This window comes from Paenibacillus ottowii, assembly GCF_006874425.1.
GTDB classification, from domain to species: Bacteria; Bacillota; Bacilli; order Paenibacillales; family Paenibacillaceae; genus Paenibacillus; species Paenibacillus ottowii.
Window position 1 is genome coordinate 183,015 of record NZ_VIJZ01000005.1, and the last position, 18,938, is coordinate 201,952.

Annotated in this window: 9 protein-coding genes; 3 read left to right on the forward strand and 6 right to left on the reverse strand. The window is 49.8% G+C overall.

The window, feature by feature from the left end; all coding sequences use genetic code 11:
• Positions 1–12: 12 nt before the first annotated feature.
• Positions 13–7,287, reverse strand: coding sequence for a WIAG-tail domain (locus FKV70_RS26255; RefSeq protein ID WP_208738405.1), 7,275 nt, complete (start codon positions 7,285–7,287; stop codon positions 13–15).
• 189 nt (positions 7,288–7,476) lie between these two features.
• Between FKV70_RS26255 and fabV the strand changes: the two genes are divergently transcribed.
• A complete protein-coding gene (fabV, locus tag FKV70_RS13975; protein ID WP_142613221.1) occupies positions 7,477–8,664 on the forward strand; it encodes an enoyl-ACP reductase FabV in 1,188 nt (395 codons plus the stop codon).
• A gap of 262 nt (positions 8,665–8,926) precedes the next feature.
• Positions 8,927–9,079: a DUF1540 domain-containing protein gene (locus FKV70_RS13980; protein ID WP_142613222.1), complete on the forward strand. Its 153-nt coding sequence runs from the start codon at positions 8,927–8,929 to the stop codon at positions 9,077–9,079.
• 101 nt (positions 9,080–9,180) lie between these two features.
• Here the strand turns inward: FKV70_RS13980 and FKV70_RS13985 are convergent, their stop codons facing one another.
• Positions 9,181–9,435 (reverse strand): hypothetical protein, encoded by a 255-nt coding sequence (locus FKV70_RS13985; RefSeq protein ID WP_064796797.1) that lies wholly within the window; start codon positions 9,433–9,435, stop codon positions 9,181–9,183.
• 92 nt (positions 9,436–9,527) lie between these two features.
• Positions 9,528–9,899: a DUF4190 domain-containing protein gene (locus tag FKV70_RS13990; protein WP_063211257.1), complete on the reverse strand. Its 372-nt coding sequence runs from the start codon at positions 9,897–9,899 to the stop codon at positions 9,528–9,530.
• Between the two features lie 219 nt (positions 9,900–10,118).
• Between FKV70_RS13990 and FKV70_RS13995 the strand changes: the two genes are divergently transcribed.
• Positions 10,119–10,706, forward strand: coding sequence for a hypothetical protein (locus tag FKV70_RS13995; RefSeq protein WP_142613223.1), 588 nt, complete (start codon positions 10,119–10,121; stop codon positions 10,704–10,706).
• A gap of 8 nt (positions 10,707–10,714) precedes the next feature.
• On the opposite strand, the gene lpdD is transcribed toward FKV70_RS13995, so the two are convergent.
• The 3 genes from lpdD to FKV70_RS14010 all read right to left on the reverse strand — a co-directional run bounded on the left by lpdD (position 10,715) and on the right by FKV70_RS14010 (position 18,913).
• On the reverse strand, positions 10,715–11,065 hold the full coding sequence (lpdD, locus tag FKV70_RS14000; RefSeq protein ID WP_063211262.1) for a prenylated flavin chaperone LpdD: 351 nt from the start codon (positions 11,063–11,065) through the stop codon (positions 10,715–10,717).
• A gap of 183 nt (positions 11,066–11,248) precedes the next feature.
• Positions 11,249–16,762, reverse strand: a complete 5,514-nt coding sequence (locus tag FKV70_RS14005; protein WP_142613224.1) for a S8 family serine peptidase — start codon at positions 16,760–16,762, stop codon at positions 11,249–11,251.
• A gap of 525 nt (positions 16,763–17,287) precedes the next feature.
• A complete protein-coding gene (locus FKV70_RS14010; protein ID WP_142613225.1) occupies positions 17,288–18,913 on the reverse strand; it encodes a S8 family serine peptidase in 1,626 nt (541 codons plus the stop codon).
• Between the last annotated feature and the right edge of the window lie 25 nt (positions 18,914–18,938).

An 18,938-nucleotide genomic window follows, 5' to 3' on the forward strand; every position in this document is an offset into this window, starting at 1 on the left:
TCATTACCTACGCTAACCGATGGCAATCCAGGAAACAATCCCGTAGTTATGCGCGGTTTCACTCCACTTGGTTACGACGATCACCGCTCCGTGAGTCGTCTGAGATTTCAGCGTCGCATGAAAGAGAGGATGGTTCGTCATCGCTACCAATGTGTAGTCCGGGTTCACAAACGGCTCCCCAAATACAATGGTTACTTCTGTCTCTCCTTCGCTTCCTTTTAAAAGAAACGGCGCTCTACCAAACTGCTGCAATGCAGGCTGATTGGCACAAGTACGGACCGGGGTGATGCTCAAATGCTCTGGCTTCACTGCGTTCAGTTCCAGCTCACGTGAGCCCACGGAACCTTCTACCAGATGATGACCTTCGATGCTCTGTTCTGCCACATGATGACTTTGTACCGCAGCAGCCTGTAGATGCTCTGGACCTACAGCTTCTGGACTCAGCACCTCACTGTCGACGACCTGAGCTTGCAGATGACTGCGGGATATACTGTTCGCCTGGAGTCTGTCGCCACTGACCCCTTCCTCCGGCAAAAGCCCCGAGAGATGAATATCTGTGGACAATTGCGCCAGTGTCACCGAGCCGGGTTTCAGATGATGCGAATCAATGACTTCCTCTGCAATATGACGGCCTTCAATTGCCGCTTCAGCCACATGGCGGGACTCCACCGTTCCAGTTGCGAGTTTGCCGGACGTCACTGCTCCATCTTGTATAGTTTGCTCTGACACCGCCTGCCAGCCGATATGCTGTGATTGAATAGCTCCTGCTTGCAAATGCTCGGACTGGACAGAATCCGGGGCAATGTGCCGGGACTGCACAACCCCCTCAGCCAGTGCTGACTCGTGAACCGCCCCATCGAACAAATGCTGGGAGTGGACGGCATGCTCTGTCAAATGCACGGAGCCTACGCTGGCTTCCGCCAAATGCGAAGCACGTACTGCCCGAAGCGCGAGCTTCTCAGCGTTCACGCTGCCTGCCTGGAGCGCGTGAACAGATACACTCCCTGGCGCAATATGCTGGGTCGTCACTGCTGAAGGCTGCAAGTGGGCTGAGGTGACACTTTCCGGCGCCAAATGGCTCGACTGGATCGTCTCTTCTGCCAAATGATGGGCTTGCACCGCTTCATCCGTAATGTGCCATGGCTGTACAGAATGTGGAGATATTTTGGCGGCAGTCACGACCTCATCTGCCAGTTTGTCGGATGTAACGGACGCATCCTGTAATGTATCGGTTGATATGGCCTGGGATGCGATATGTTCTCCGTAAATGGTTCCATTTTGCAGATGATGGGGTTGAATCGATTCCGGAGCAATATGCGCAGACTTCACTGCACCCTCGGCCAGCGCTGTGTCCTGTACTGCTCCAGCTGCCAAATGTTGGGCGTGGACCGACTGTGCAGACAAATGTGAAGGACCCACGCTGCCTTCCGCCAGATTTGTTCCTTGCACCGAGTGGGCTGCCAGCTTCTCCGAGGTGACGCTTTCCGCTTGTAGCGCACGACTGGATACACTATCTGGAGCCAGATGGCTCGCAAGTATAGTCGAAGACTGCAAGTGAGCTGAGGTGACACTTTCTGGTGACAGATGGCTCGACTGAACGACTTCTTCTGCCAAATGATTGGCCTGCACCGCTTCATCCGTGATATGCCATGGCTGTACGGAATGTGGAGATATTTTGGCAGCAGTCACGACCTCATCCGCCAATTTATCAGACGTAACGGACGCATCCTGTAATGCATCGGTCGATATGGCCCGGGATGCAATATGCCCTCCCTGAATGGTTCCAGCGTGCAGATGGTGCGGCTGGATCGATTCCGAGGCAATGTGTACCGACTTCACTGCTCCCTCGGCCAGCGCTGTGTCCTGTACTGCTCCGGCCGCCAAATGCAGGGTGTGGACCGACTGTGCAGACAAATGTGAAGGACCCACGCTGCCTTCCGCCAGATTCGTTCCTTGCACCGAGTGGGCTGCCAACTTCTCCGAGGTGACACTTTCCGCTTGTAGCGCACGACTAGACACACTATCTGGAGCCAGATGGCTCGCCAGTACAGCCGAAGACTGCAAGTGAGCTGAGGTAACACTTTCTGGTGACAGATGGCTCGACTGAACGACCTCTTCTGCCAAATGATGGGCTTGCACCGCTTCGTCCGTAATGTGCCACGGCTGTACGGAATGTGGAGATAAATTGGCGGCAGTCACGACCTCATCCGCCAATTTATCGGATGTAACGGACGCATCCTGTAATGCATCGGTCGATATAGCCTGGGATGCGATATGCTCTGCCTGAATGGTTCCAGTATGCAGATGATGCGACTGGATCGATTCGGGGGCAATGTGTACCGACTTCACTGCACCCTCGGCTAGCGCGGTATCCTGTACTGCTCCATTCGCCAAGTGCTGGGTGTGCACCGACTGTGCGGACAAATGCGAAGGACCGACGCTGCCTTCCGCCAAATTCGCCCCTTGCACCGAGTGGGCTGCCAGCTTCTCCGAGGTGACGCTTTCCGCTTGTAGCGCACGACTGGACACACTATCTGCAGCCAGATGGCTCGCAAGTACAGCCGAAGACTGCAAGTGGGCTGAGGTGACACTTTCCGGGGACAGATGGCTCGACTGAATCGTCCCTTCTGCCAAATGATTGGCTTGCACCGCTTCATCTGTAATGTGCCACGGCTGTACCGAGTGCACTGACAGCTTAGCGGCAGTCACGCCCTCATCCGCCAATTTATCAGACGTAACGGACGCATCCTGTAATGCATCGGTCGATATGGCCTGGAATGCGATGTGTTCGTCCTGAATGGTTCCAGTATGCAGATGGTGCGACTGGATCGATTCTGGGGCAATGTGCACGGATTTCACCGCCCCCTCGGCTAGCGCGGTATCCTGCACTGCGCCGTCTGCCAAATGCTGGGTGTGGACCGACTGTGCGGACAAATGCGAAGGACCGACGCTATCTTCCGCCAGATTCGTCCCTTGCACCGAGCGCGCTGCGAGCTTCTCCGAAGTGACGCTTTCCGCTTGTAGCGCATGACCAGATACACTATCCGGCGCCAAATGGCTTGCAAGTATCACCGAAGACTGCAAGTGTGCTGAGGTAACACTTTCCGGGGACAGATGGCTCGACTGAATGGCCTCTTCTGCCAAATGATGGGCTTGCACCGATTCATCTGCAATGTGCCACGGCTGTACCGAGTGCGCCGACAACTTGGCGGCAGTCACACCCTCATCCGCCAATTTATCAGACGTAACGGACGCATCCTGTAATGCATCAGTCGATATCGACTGGGATGCCAGATGCTCGCCCTGGATGACTCCAGTGAACAGATGGTGGGACTGGATCGATTCTGGAGCGATATGCACGGACTTCACTGCTCCCTCGGCTAGCGCCCTATCCTGTACCGCTCCGGCTACCAGATGCCGGCTGTGTACGGACTGAGCAGACAGATGTGACGGGCCGATGCTGCCTTCCGCCAGATTCGTCCCTTGTACTGAGCGGGCCGCCAGCTTTTCCGAGGTGACGCTTTCCGCTTGTAGCGCATGACCAGATACACTATCCGGCGCCAGATGGCTCGTAAGGACTGAGGAAGCCTGCAAATGGCGAGAGGTAACAGATTCCGAGGCCAGATGGCTTGACTGGATGGCTTCTGCTGCCAAATGATTGGCTTGCACCGCTTCATCTGTAATGTGCCATGGCTGTACCGAGTCGACTGACAGCTTGGCGGCAGTCACACTCTCATCCGCCAATTTATCAGGCGTAACGGACGCGTCCTGCAACGCATCAGTCGATATGGCCTGAGATGCGATATGCTCGCCCTGAATGATTCCAGCGTGCAGATGATGCGGCTGGATCGACCCCGGGGAGATGTGTACCGACTTCACTGCACCCTTCGCCAGCGTTGTATCCTGTACTGCGCCAGTTGCCAAATGTCGGGCGTGTACGGACTGTGCAGACAAATGTGAGGGGCCAACGCTGTCTTCCGCCAGATTCGTTCCCTGCACCGAGTGGGCTGCGAGCTTCTCAGAAGTGACGCTTTCTGCTTGTAGCGCACGACCAGACACACTATCTGGCGCCAGATGGTTCGTGAGCACTGACGCGGACTGCAAGTGGGCTGAGGTGACACTTTCCGGCGCCAGATGGTTTGACTGAATGGTCTCTTCTGCCAAATGATTTCCCCGCACCGCTTCGTCTGTAATGTGCCACGACTGTACCGAGTGGGCCGACAGCTTGGCGGCAGTCACACCCTCATCCGCCAGTTTGTCAGATGTCACAGACTCATCTTGTAAAGCATCGGTCGATATGGCCTGGGATGCAATATGCTCTCCCTGAATGGTTTCAGTTTGCAGATGGTGCGGCTGGATCGATTCGCGGGCAATGTGCACCGACTTCACCGCTCCTTCTGCCAGCACTCTATCCTGTACCGATCCAGCTGCCAAATGCCGCGTGTGTACAGACTGCACAGATAGATGTGAAGGGCCAATACTGCCTTCTGCAAGGTTCATTCCTTGTACCGAGCGGGCCGCCAGCTTTTCCGAGGTAACACTTTCCGCTTGTAGTGCACGACCAGACACACTATCCGGAGCCAAGTGTCTCGTAAGCACCGAGGAGGCCTGTAGGTGCACCGAGGTGACCGCTCCAGATGCCAGATGTGTCGAGTCTACAACCGCCACGGCCAAGTGATTGCTTTGTACAGCTTCGTCCATAATATGCTCGGACTGCACTGCATGGGCTGACAGCTTGGTGGAAGTCACACCCTCATCCGCCAATTTATCGGACGTAACAGACGCATCCTGCAAAGCATCAGTTGATATGGCCTGCAATGCAATATGTTCTTCCTGAATGATCCCGCTTTGTAGGTGCTCTGATTGGACGGATTCTGCTGCAAGATGCTCTGACTTCACAGCATTCTGGGCTAATATCGTCTCCTCTACTGCTCCTGCGGCCAAATGTCTGGTCTGTACGGCCTGTGAAGCCAGATGTCCAGGTCCCACGCTATTTTCTGCCAGATTGGAAGCCTGCACAGCCCGAGCCGCTAACTTCTCGGAAGTGACACTTTCCGACTGAAGTGCATGGCCGGACACACTATCTGGGGCGAGATGTTTGGTTTGGATCGAAGCAGATTGCAAATGGTTGGAGGTAATGGATTCCGGAGCGAGATGAGACGCCTCCACTGCCTCAACAGCCAGATGGTTGCTCAGCACTGCTTTATCTGTAATATGCCATGGCTGCACCGAACGAGCAGACAGCTTGGAGGAAGTGACACTGCCCTCAGCTAGCTTAGGCGCAGTAATCGCCAAATCATTAATTTTATCCGTAGCCACACTTTCCGGCGATAATTTCAACGAAGTAACGGCATGATCCTGCAAATGGTGGGAGTATACCGCTCCGCTGGCCAAATGCGCGGTTTGAACAGCGCCTTCGCCTAGTATGTCTGCGGTAACGGACTGTTCCTGCAACGCTGCGGTTCCGACACTGTTTTCCCCAAGATGCTTGCTCTGTACAGAGCTTTGGGCCAAATGGGTCGAATCAACCGCTTGAGGCTGTAACGCCTTTCCACCCACACTGTTGTCGGCAAGATGGTTTTCACGGATGACTCCGGATGCAATGTGTACGTGGGTAACGGCTTGAGACGCAATTTTATTGCTGGTGACCGCACCTGTACCAATTTTAGTTTCTATCACTGCTTCATCAGCGATTTTGTCAGATTTAATAGCGCTCGGAGCAACGTGATTTTCCTTGACAGCCTGATTTGCCACATGATGATCCAGAATTGCACCCTTCCTTATTTTCTCGCTTGTCACAGCCCCGGTATGCAAATGTTGCTCCGTAACCGCCTCAGGTGCAATATGATCTTTCCGAATAATTTCGGATTGAAGATGCACGGAAGAGATCGCCTCCGGAGAAATCTGAGCTCCTTGTATAGCTGCTGTTGCAATATGTCTGGTAAGTACTGCCTCATCGGCAATTTTGTGTGGGAGAATGCTCTGATCCGATATTTTGGATGAAGTGACGGATTGATCCACAATTTGCAATGAGCCTACAGACTGATCTGCCAGTTTATTGGATTGAATACTCCGATCTGCGATATGCCGGGCTGTCACTTGGCCCGTTCCAAGCTGCTCTTCCCCAATGGAGCCAGGACTGAGATGCTTTCTTTCAATCGCTCCTGCCTGAATATGCACACTGGTGACTGCCTCAGATTCCAGATGACGCCCGCTGACAACACCTTCTTCCAATTGTTCTCTGCCCACAATTCCGTCGGTCAGCTGCTGGCGATTAATCGAACCAGGAGCTAGATGCCGGGCATGAACGGCATGCTCGGTCAGGTGTGCGCTCTCAATGCTGCCTGCCTGGATTTTAGTTCCATCCACAGCCCCATCCCGCAGTTTGGAGGTGGTCACAGACTGATCGCCCAGCTTGGAGCTGTCGACAGCTTCATTTGCCAAATTGTTTGATTGAATCGTACCGCTGCGAATTTTATCAGAGGTGACCGACTGATCTTGAAGCATATCTGAGGACACGATCCATTGCTTGAAATGACGGCTCTCAATCGAGCCATTTGCAATATGATCGCCGCTGATAATTTTATCCGCCAGCTTTTCTGGAGTGATGCTGCCATCCCGAAGTTTTTCACCACTGATGGATCGATCCTGCAATTTACTGCCTGCCACAGATGCGTCCGACAAATGTTCGACCGTAATGGAGTCGGGAGCAATCTTCGAGGCAGTCACAGCACCGTCAGCTATTTTAATTGTATGAACAGCATAATCTGCTAGAAATTCCGTTTGGATACTCTCTTGTTTCAGCTTGCTGGAATCTATGGAAGCGGGAGCGATCTTTTCACCTGTCACAGCGAAATCACTCAAATCGTCTGTATAGATGAAAGCGTTGTTTACATGCGGAGCTTTCTTATTGTTCAAAATTTCTTCCACATCAATTGGATCTGGTTCTGGTTCTGGCTCCGGCTCAGGTTCTGAGACTGGTTCTGGTTCTAGCTCAGGCTCAGGCAGTGGGGATTCCTCTATCGCAACTGGAATCTCCTCCGTATCTGCAACCTCAATCTCCTTCTCGTGCAGAGCCTCGACATCAGGCTCGACAACTGTCTGTAGCTCCGACTCCTCTGTAGTTGGGGGAGGCGGAGAAGCAACTTGATGAATTCTTGCTTCTGTCTCCCTCTCCGCAGGCAGTGGTTTTGAGCGTTGTATCATACTTAACTCATTCATATCCGGGTCAATTACACGATAGAGCGGCTTTTTGTTTCTATTGGTTTTGCGGCTCTTGTTCTTCAAGCAGCTCTCTCCCTTCTCATGTTTATCGTTACAGCATCATATGCAGACTCTTAGGCACTTGCCACCCTGTACAGGGATTCACTTTTGGGCAAAAAGAATACTCACTGAAATCCACGTTTGAAAAAAAATTGTTAAAAGTTAAAATAGTAAGGGTGAAGATTGCTACAAGAAGAGAGGAACTACAATAATATGATTATCAAACCAAGAACACGTGGCTTTATCTGCACCACTGCTCATCCGGTGGGCTGTGCCCAACATGTTCAGGAGCAAATTGACTATGTACAAGCCCGTCCGGCTATCCAGGGACCTCGTAATGTACTTGTGATCGGGGCATCTGCCGGATATGGGTTGGCTTCTCGAATTACGGCTGCTTTTGGGGCGCGTGCCAATACAATTGGTGTATATCGTCCTAGCAATGCTACGGCTACACGCACAGCATCTGCAGGCTGGTACAATTCTGCTGCATTTGAGAAAGCTGCTCAGGAAGCCGGACTTAAATCTTTGAGCGTGACCGGGGATGCCTTCTCGGATGAAGTCAAAGCCAAAACGGTGGAAGCCATTCGCGAAGAACTGGGACAAGTCGATCTGGTAGTTTACAGTGTTGCTTCAGGTCGCCGCATCAATCCCCGCACAGGCGAAACATCTAATTCCGTGCTCAAGCCTATTGGTAAACCCTACACGAATAAGACCGTTAACTTCCACACCGGTGAAATCAGCAGCGTGACGCTTGAACCAGCTACAGAAGAAGAAGTACAAGGGACTGTAGAGGTTATGGGCGGCGAGGATTGGAAATTGTGGATTGACGCCCTACGTGCAGGCGGTGTACTCGCAGATAACGCCACTACCTTCTCTTTTTCGTATATCGGTTCAGATATTACCCAAGCCATCTACCGAGAAGGCAGTATCGGAAGTGCAAAAGATCATCTGGAAGCGACAGCACGTCAGCTGAACGACCAGCTGAAATCTACAGGGGGACGCGCCTTTGTCGCAGTCACCAAAGGACTCGTGACCCAATCCAGCTCTGCCATCCCTGTCGTTCCTCTGTATATTTCCGCTTTATACAAGGTGATGAAGGAAAAAGGGCTGCATGAAGGGTGCATAGAACAGAGCTACCGTCTGTTTGCCGAGCGTCTGTACGCACCAGAAACGGCTGTAGATGAAGAAGGTCGTATTCGCATTGATGATTGGGAACTGCGCGAGGATGTGCAGACAGAAGTAGCGAAAATATGGGAGGAACTGACGACCCAAAATATCTATGAATTGTCCGATCTTGAGGGATATCGTCGCGAATTTTTCCAACTGTTCGGTTTTGAGTTCGAGGGTGTGGACTATGAGGCTGATATTGATCCTATCGTAAATATTCCTAACGTGCGCTAAGTCCTTTAGTGCCGCCATTCGATTGGAAAAACAAAAAAAGCTGTCTCCAGCAGAAGAGCATTTCGTTCTGCATAGGGACAGCTTTTGTTTTACTGCTACATGACGTAACATTGCAATTTTAAAATGGTTTTGATATTGTACGGGTAGGCATAGCAAAATCCCTCTTCTTGCCAAGAGGGTAGACACAGTTGGACAAGTCCTACCTTGACTGACTGTGATTGTATTGCTCAGCCCATCACATCCTTACAAGGAGGTGAACAATATGGCAAAAGACGTTCTGTGCGAAGTCAACTCATGCACGTACTGGGCTCAAGATAATAAATGCAGCGCAAGCTCCATTTATATCGTAAGCAACAAGCCTGCGGACACTCACACGTCCGAAGAAACAGACTGCAAAACCTTTGAAGCAAAGTAGACCTTAGTTTTAGTTTTTGAACCAAACTATAGCTTTATAATGAGGGAGCCCCTGCCAGGGTTCCTTCTTTCTTATCATTCTAACAAGAATGATAATTATTATCAAGTCCCTTTTGGCCTATGTATAATGCTATTCGAAGTTTTTCGACTTCGATCAAGACAAAAAAAAGAAGCGTCACCCTGAACGAGTCGCTTCTTGTGCTTGACCTTTTGTAATTGTTCCTGCTTAGTTGGCTTCATTCGCGTGTGCTGTGAAATCTCTGCATAATGATCGTTTGTTTTGCGGCTCTGTGCCGGACAATAGATCCCCGCGCGCTTCGCCTTGCTCAACGCCTTTTGTGTTTGAGTACGTGCCATACAGCTTCACTCTCCTTAATTGGACTCCTTTTATCATAGCATCCAATAGGCAAATCGTGAATGGTTTGTCTAACTCAAGCATTCATAATTTATTAAATGTCTGAAAAAATATCCGAATCGCCACTGGAGGCCGCCACAACAACCACGATAACCAAGAAAATAATGATCAGTGCATATATCAGTGTGCCGATAATACTACATACCAGTCCAGCGATGGCCATACCTCTGCCTTGCTCACCATATCGATTAATTTCCTTCAGGGAAAGACTGGACAAAATAATGCCCACAATTCCGATAATCAACCCAAGATAGGGTATGACAACAGATAAAATCCCGAGCACCATCGAGGCAACAGCTTTACTGTTAGTAGGTGGGACCACCGGGGGCTGGTTAAATGGGGCGTTATAATCGTTCGACTCCTGAAAAGGATCGGAAGATCGAGGCTCCTTGTACAAGTCACTCATCTGTTTAATTCAACTCCATTATGTAAAATAGCAATATATACGTTCTAGGGTACCACAATCTTACAAATCAGGACAGTACTTATTTCAATTTTTCAACTGAGAACGCTAAAAGGAAGAAGCATAGCATCTGAGCACTTTTTGGGATAACCGGGCATACAGTATACCTAATTACAGATAAAATGTGCTCCATGAGAGCATCCTGCCAAGGAGGACGGAGCTATGCCATATCGTGGAACATCTCGCAAGAAGGGCTCACCTCACCAACGCTTACATGCAAAAACACTTCAGAAAATATCCGCCGCCATGCTGCCATTTTACAAAGCTATCGCAATCCGCCGTACTTTTGCCATCCAATGGTCGCGAGCTGTCGTTCAAGGCAACCTGGATCGGATGAAATCCCTTCTTTGCTCGGTAGCGCCGTTTGCCGCCAAACAAGGCTTAGGCACGAATGGCATCGGCTACTTTATTTCCTTTTTCACTCAGCCACCGATGCTCTATTATACGAACGGTACGACGATTCCACCGGGGACGGTGCAGTTTACATTTGAACCGAAGGTTCATCGCGCTATTGCCAAAGCCGTTTTTCCGCTGTATCGCGAATTGGCACGCAATCAAAGCTTTGCTTCTGCCCTAGCCAAAGCGATCAACAGGCAAGACCAGCGGGCCGTTCATGTCATGATCCGCAGTTTAATTCCCTCCTCTGCGCTAAAATCCGTACACATTGAGGATGATGGCTTTGCATTGCTTTTTAAATACCCCTTTAGTAAGTATCCCTATCGCCATCTACTCTTTCGGGAGTTCACTTAGAAAAGTCTCTATAAGCGTGCTCGCTTAAGTTCTTCAATGAGCTCTTTTCCCAATTGTATAGCCATATCTGTCAGCACTCGGATTTCGTCCTTGGTGGCATGATCCAAATGCGTCCCGCAGCAAATGGCAAAGTTGCCTGCAAACTCTTTTCGCAAGCGGACTGCAATTTCTTCGGTAATATAAAATTCCTTGTGGTTTTGTAATTGAACGGTTTGAACCGGCTCAAGCCTAGCCCCTGCTGTAATCGTTCCCAAGTGAGGCTGATCACCGCCTGATATGAGCACCACGATATCTTCCCCCATAAAATAGGCATCCAGCATAAGACGGATACGTCCGCTTTCTTTTTGCAAATGAATCAATATGATCCTCTCCTGCTAAAAAATATTGTTGTGAAACGATTCACTTCATAGATTAATGTTCATTGTATCGCTTCCCGGGCTGTTCGACAATTTAAAAATAGCCCACAGCAGTCTCTATGAATAGGGACTTGCTGTGGGCTTGCTTGCATTGCTGTTCTAAAAAGGGAATTTCATCCCTTACTGCTAGCGGATTGTGATGGTATGCACTGCCTTACCGCTTGCGCCGTCATTATCCGTCACCGTAAGCTCCACGGTATACGTTCCGGCTGTGGTGAATTTATGCTTCACCTTCGAACCAACCCCTGTATCGCCATCGCCAAAATCCCAACTGTAACTGACGATTTCACCATCTGCAGCACGGGAAGCTTTGGCGTTAAATTGTACATTTTTGTTTTTCTTGGCTGAATCATTCGCCTGAATAATAGCTACCGGCTTTTCATTCGATGTAGGTGGATTCGGATCAGGGCCCTCTCCTCCGCCAGGGGTTACATACAATCTTCCAGGCGCCTCCGTCTCCACTTCATTCCCCGCTGCATCCCTTGCCCGGATCACGATGACTCCGCCTTCCAGGTTCAGAGAAGATGAAGTGAGATACGTACCTTCATAGTGGCCTGACGAAGTTTCATTTAATGGAATTTCGTTGCGGGCCAGAGTGGATAGGTTAAAGGGCAGCTCCACATGGAAGGACGCCTCCAAGCCAGACGCACTGTCAAAAGATACTCGTACCGGCTGCCCTGGTATGATACGTACATCCTCGGCAGGATTAATATTTTCAAGCTTCGGCAGCGCTGTATCGACATACACCGAGCGTGTAACAGTCGTTTCATTTTCGGCAAGATCTTTGGCCGTCACTGTAATTTGATTTTCACCTTCGTTAATAAGCAACCGCTTGTTAAAGCTGCCGTCACTTCCGAATTCAGCAGGCTCGCCGTTAATCGTCAATTCGCTAAGGAACTCGTCGTACACCGTACCGGTTACACTGACGACACCCGCATTCGTACGGGCTCCTTCAGCCGGTGAAGTCAGGATCAGACCCGGTTTGGTCTGATCGAGCGTCACAACCACTGGCTCGGAACGATCTGTTACTTTACCGTATACCGCCGCTTGGACACTTAGCAGATTAGCACCTGGCTGAAGATCAACCGCCAAACTGAACTGACGATCCTTCACTTTCGTTGTGCCGGCCAGCTCCTTGCCGTTAAAGAGCTGAATATCGGCTCCTTCAGCCGGAGAAGTCCCTGTGACGGTAATCGTATCCTCCTGTGTATACGTTGCCTTCGTAGGAGTCGTAATCGTTGGAGCATTCACCGGATATCTGACGATCGCCCGGATCATGTAGTTCCCTTCCGCTTCGGGTGATTGACTCCATGTGCCGCTTACACCTTGCCAGCTGCGAAGCGCATTGGGACTGTTTTCATCTGTAGCAAGACCCGGTGACTGTGTGCCTACAGCAGACTGCGTATATACAATGTAGAAATCGCCTTGAACCGTCACCGGCTCTGGAAGCTGTACCGTCGTCCACTGTGTCTCATCCCGAACGGCAGTCCCGTCGAATGGACCAGCCAATAGTCGTCCAGGTGCTCCTGCTGCACCAGAGGCGTCATAGACAGAATATTGGAATGCCGTTCCTCCCGGATTCGGGAAGGCTGAGTTCCAGAACAGTAGCGATGCCCCTGTTACTTGTGCCACTTTGGACTCAGGTGTCATTCTCACTGCCCATGAATTACCTGCTGCGTTAAAGGCTCTGGCATTTTCCCCCGTCCCGTCATCATAGGCGATGCCTCCTTGGAAGCCGATGAAAGGCTTCAACGTGACATTCGCTTCTACACTGCTGTTGGGAGGAGCCGTAACGGAAATACTGTCACTATAATAATTTTCGGCCGCAATGGATAATGTGTATGTTCCCTCCAACACGTCCAACGTGAATTCTCCAGCCTCATTCGTCTCTACCGGAGCAACACGTGCATCCTCCAGCACCAATACCTTCGCTTTTTGGATCGGTTCACCGGACTGCTTGTCGGTAATAACCCCGTGAATCGTACCATGAGGGACAGCTTGGAGACTAAAGTTTGCTCTGATGACTTTATTATTCTCAATCGTAACTGCTTTCGTCTGAGGCACGTAGCCGTAGGCTTCGGCCTTTAGCGTATAGTCACCCGCTACATGAGTGAAGCTGTATTTGCCTGTGGTCGGGTCTGTTTTCACCGAACGTCCGGTTTCCAGTACTGTAACCGTAGCACTAGCTGGAAGACTATCGAGACCAACACGTCCACGCTCCATGGATGCTTCTGCCGATTTCACCTTCTCTTGGAATTCGCTCTTTTCAGTGCTTGTAATTTTGAACAATGGGAATTGTTCTTCCGCTTTTTCCGGCTTGATCTTGGACTCAGGTACGATATCCTTGGTCACGGTCGAAGCTGGAACACCCAGCACACGAAAATCGTCAATATACCAGCCATTTTTGTTCACACTGTTGTCCGATTTCAAGTGGAAGCGAACTTGAATTTCATTGCCAGTATAGCTATCCAAGTTGTAATAAACAGGGCTCCATTTTTTGCCATTGGTATTATGCGAGAATTTGCCCAGCTCACTCCATGTGTCGCCATTATTTTTGGACACTTCTACATATCCATAATCATAGCCGCCTTCAATTTCAAACCAGTGATTGAAGGTCAGTGTTGCGTTGCGTATACCATTCAAATTAATTTTTGGAGAAACCAGTGAAAAGTCGGCACCATTCTCATAGTTGCCGTCAAGATCAGTGGCCCACACATTCGGTTTGGACAATGCGCTCTCCGGTCCTACTTCCTTAGGAACGCCGCGTTCCCACTCATCCTTGGTACCGGAATGAGTCCAGCCATTGTCTGAGCTGCCGTCAAAATGATCGCTATACAGCGTATCCGGCACGTCCACTCTTAGTGAAGCCTCGTTCGACTTTGCACTTTCGTTACCGCTGTAATCCTCGGCCGACACTGCATAATGATAGGTCGCACCACTGACGGTGATTGTATCTGTGTAAGTCAGTCCAGAGGTTGTACCGATAGAAGTATAATTTTTGCCGGACTGGGTAGAACGATACACCTTATACTGCTTCACATCCTCATCAGAGGAAGCATTCCAAGCGAGTGTGACGTTACCTACCGTATCTGCCTCTGCCGTCAAATGACCAGGTGCAGCAGGCGCAACAGCATCTGGCTCCTGAATGGACAGGTCGTCAATGTACCAGCCATCTTTCACGATTGTATTGTCACTAGTAAAGTTGAACAGGAGGTATACCTTTTGACCCGCAAATGCTCGCAAATCAAGATATTGTGTTTTCCAGCCGTTGCTGGTGCCAGTAAACGATAAAACCTGTTCAAACGCATTCTGATTGTTTGTGGTCGCTACATACACTTTGCCGAAATCAGAATTATTTTCAAGATCATACCAATGCTTGAAGCTGACCAGCGCCCCCTTGGAACTCTTGGTCAGATCAATGGGAGGGGCCATAAAATAACTGTTGGTATTAGTCTGGTATTGGCCTTCGAGATTGGTCGCAATGACCTTTGTACCCGAATGTGCGCTTTTAGGGCCGCTTGTCGGGGTTCCCCATTTCCAAACACTACCTTGACCCCCGATATTGATACCGGCGATGTCTTTTTCAAAGTCTTGCGTGTAGCCTGGTGTAACACCCTTGGAGACATTCACCTTATATACTTCCGTTTCAAAACCGTTATTACCGTAATCATTTACACGGATATAGTATTCCAGACCTGCGCTATCCACCAAAAAGGTCGGAATGGACGCTTGATATGTACCGTCTTTGCTGTCTCCGGAGGTCCGCTCCAACGGAATATATACATAGTTTGACGAACCCGCTGTTTTGGCAAATGCCTCAACGGCTGTCACGCCGACATTATCTGTTACATGAGCCGTCAAAGGTATATCAAGACCATCGAATGCAGCTGCAGGCGGGGTATGCTCAAGAACAGGTGCTTCCAGATCGTCGCCGCCCGTTACGACTTTACCGGATACGGAGCCTAGACCCTGGATAACAGATCCGACTGCATCGAGTGCATTAATGACACCATGTCCATATCCATTGTTTGGCGAAGTAGGATAAGTGCTGTCCGTGCGTGGTGTAGCTGTGTTCATCAAAATTTCCTCCAGCTGGTCTACTGTAAGAGAATGATTCGCTTGCAGTAATAGAGCAGCAAGACCGGCAACATGAGGGCCCGCCATGGAAGTACCATTATACCCGCCTTTATAGCCGCCACCGGCTACGGATGATCGGATATTTACTCCTGGCGCGGAAACTTCGGGCTTGATCTCACCATAAGGTGAGGGTCCCAGCAATGAAAAACTGCCTAGTTTGTCATTGATATCGGTTGCCCCAGTGGCAAAGGATTCCGGATAGTTGGCTGGATTGGCTACTGATCCAGGTCCACCCGGATTGGAGAGAGAGGTATTCCCTGCGGAGAATTCAGGGAAGATTTGAGCATCCCGCCATGCCTGAACTACAGGCCGGAACCATTCGTCAAGGCCCGGTCCGCCTCCCCACGAGTTGTTCACTACGTCTGGAGCAAGCTCGGGATGAAGATTACCTTGTGCGTCTTTTGGCGCAAGCAGCCATTGACCGCCGTCCAGTATAATCGCATCCGTCGTTTCCGGATTAAAAATCCGAACCGCAATCCACTTCGCACCAGGGGCAACGCCCACTCGGTTCGTTCCATTTTCCTCGGAGCCGACCATCGTGCCCATCGTATGTGTCCCATGGGAATCGTCTTCTTGGTCGACCGGAAGCGGCGCATGACTATGCGGATCGTACCAGCTCAGCTCAGGATTCACGATATTGCCTGCCGCGTCCAGACCACGCCATTTGCGATGCAGGGCCGGATGCGTGTAGTCAACGCCTGTATCGAGATTGGCGACCACGATTCCGGTTCCGTCAATTCCCTTTTCCCACACTTGAGGTGCGTTAATATGGGATATGTTCCATTCCACCGTAGATGGGTCTACAGCGTTCTTACCTGTATTGCCAGGCAATGCCGATGTTTTGCCATCGTCCTTTTTCGGTTCTACAGCTTTCTGTGCTGTGTCAGACTTTGCTGTTCCTGCTGTTGCTGCCGTTGCTGTTTCAGCCGCTTTGGCGCCTGTGTTCTCTGACTGCTTATCAACCGTTACCTTTTGCAGATAACGTGTTTCATTTGGCAAAATTTTATCAACTTCGGGCAGCTTCGAAATATGATCCAGCACCTCCTTGGTGCTCGTGACAGCCAAAGCATTGACTATAAAATAGCTTTTATATTCCTTTACTCCGCCGCTCTCCGATTGCTTGTCCAAATAACTTTCAAGCCCATATTGGGTTCTGGAAGCCGTTTCACGCAGAGAGCTGATTACATGGCTGCGCGCAGCCATTTTGGCAGCGGAAGGTGTTATTTTCTCAAGTGAGGCCTTTTGGAGAGCATTTTTGGAAACCTTATTGGTATCAACCTGTTCTTTTAATTTGACCAAATAAGTAACATAGTTGTTCTCCTCAAACTGTTGGGTCAGTTTCGGGGACACCTTCGCGGTCGTGACCTTGTGTGAGGCTGATTTCAGCTCCAGCTTGGAGCCATCCGGGGTGTTATTCGCTAAAGCGGGTTGAACAAATGAAAAGGCCATAAGCAAAGAGAGTCCAATAGACAACGGTTTCTTGAAACGTCTAGGTTTAATCAATTACTTCTCCACTCCTTTTACTAGGTTTAATGCTTCCGAAATAACCTGTACAGAGTCAGACCTCATGCCTTGCACATCAAACACGCGGGTTGCGCAATACGATGTGTTGGCGACCACCTCCTTCATAGATTATAGTGAAACACAAAACTATTAGGCGATTCATAGATGGAAGTACTTCATAGGTGAGTTTAAAATCCAATAGAAAAGCGATAAAACTCTAGTAGATACCTAGGAGAAAGAGCAGGAGCGATTCGAAGAAAAAAACATGTTATATCATTACATTTTATATTAAAAATTGATATAAAATCATATATTATGGATAGTATAAAGTTACCAAAACAGATATACAAGTCATTTTTTTGCATTTTTCTTGAAATTCTATGACTTTTATGTTCATTTATGTACGAAAACCCCTTTTAAGCCGCTACGTCATGATTGCAACACACGGTTAGCCGTTGCGTGCAATCCTTATACGAGCCACCAAAGGGATTTTCGGGGATCTTTCTTTAACCTGTCTGATTATTTTTAGTTAAGTACGGAATTCACCGCAGCAAGCGCATCGATCAGACCATTTCCATAGCCGTTGTTGGGTGAAGTCGGATACTGGCTGTCAGTCAGCGGTGTTGCGGTTTTCGAAATCACATCCTCCAGTTGATCCACCGTCAATGATGGTTTGGCCTGAAGAAGCAGCGCCACCAATCCGACTGTATGCGGACCTGCCATGGAAGTACCGTTCCATCCCCCCTCATACACTCCACCCCGTACAGAAGAACGGATGTTGACACCAGGAGCCGAAATTTCAGGCTTCACTTCGTCATAAGGAGAAGGACCGCGCAGCGAGAAGCTGGCCAGCTTGTTGTTAACGTCCGTGGCCCCTGTGGCATAAGCCTCCGGCAAATTCGCCGGATTGGCTACAGACCCGGCTCCGCCTGGATTTGACCATGTTGTGTTCCCTGCGGAGAATTCGGGGAATATCTGAGCCGCTCTCCACGCCTTGATCATTGGGCGATACCATTCGTTCAGGCCAGGTCCACCACCCCAAGAATTATTCACCACATCCGGGGCAAGTTCAGGATGCTTTTCGCCGTTTTTATCTACAGGTGCAAGAATCCACTGCCCACCATCCAGCAAGATGGAATCTGTGGTAGATGGATTAAATACTCGCACGGCAATCCACTTGGCCCCTGGGGCAACACCGATTTGATTCGTACCGTCGCTGTCTGAGCCAACGATTGTCCCCATCGTATGTGTACCATGTCCATGGGAATCGGTTGGCAGCGCTGCGCCTCTCACCGCATCATACCAGCTCAGCTCTGGATTTACGACTTGACCAGAAGCATTCAGCCCGCGCCATTTTCTTTTCAATGCCGGGTGAGTATACTCAACACCTGTATCCAAACTAGCAACGACAATGCCTTTGCCGTCAATACCTTTGGCCCAAACCTCTGGTGCTTTAATTTTAGAAATATTCCACTCCACACGACTTGGCGTTACCGCATCTTTATATACGGATTCTTGCACCGATTTTTGTGCATTCTCTTCCGTCACAGCCGGGTCGACAGCAGTTTGATCTGCAACTGCTTGATCTGTTGTTGATTGCTCCCCTGCCGGCTGGGCATCCTTATTGATTTCTACCTTTTGCAGCTCGCGCTTTTCATCCGGTAAAATTTTGTCGATCTCAGGCAGGGTGGCGAGATTATCCATGACCTCTTTGGTACTGGTTACCGCAAATGCATTCACGATAAAGTAACTCTTATACTTTTTAACGTTTCCGTTATTGACTTCCTTCTTTAAGTATTCTTCCACGGAGGGTTGAGTTTTCTCTGCGGTATCCATGAGAGAATTAACAACCGTTTTACGTACAGAAAGCTTGGCAGCAGCGGGGGAAATCTGCTCGGCAGAAGCCTTCTGAAAAGCATGCTTAGCCACAGACTCCGTATCTACCTGATCTTTTAATTTAACTAGATAGGTGACATACTCGCTGGTACTGAATTGTTGATTCAACTTGGCTGAAACCTTGGCGGAAATCGTCGATGCCCCTGCTAAAGAAGTTGTGCTGGAATCCGCATACACCGGAGAAATCAGAGAAAAAGCAAGAATAGCGGTAAAACTGGCCGACAGCGTCTTTTTGATACGTTTCGACTTAATCAATACTTTTCATCTCCTTATACTTGTT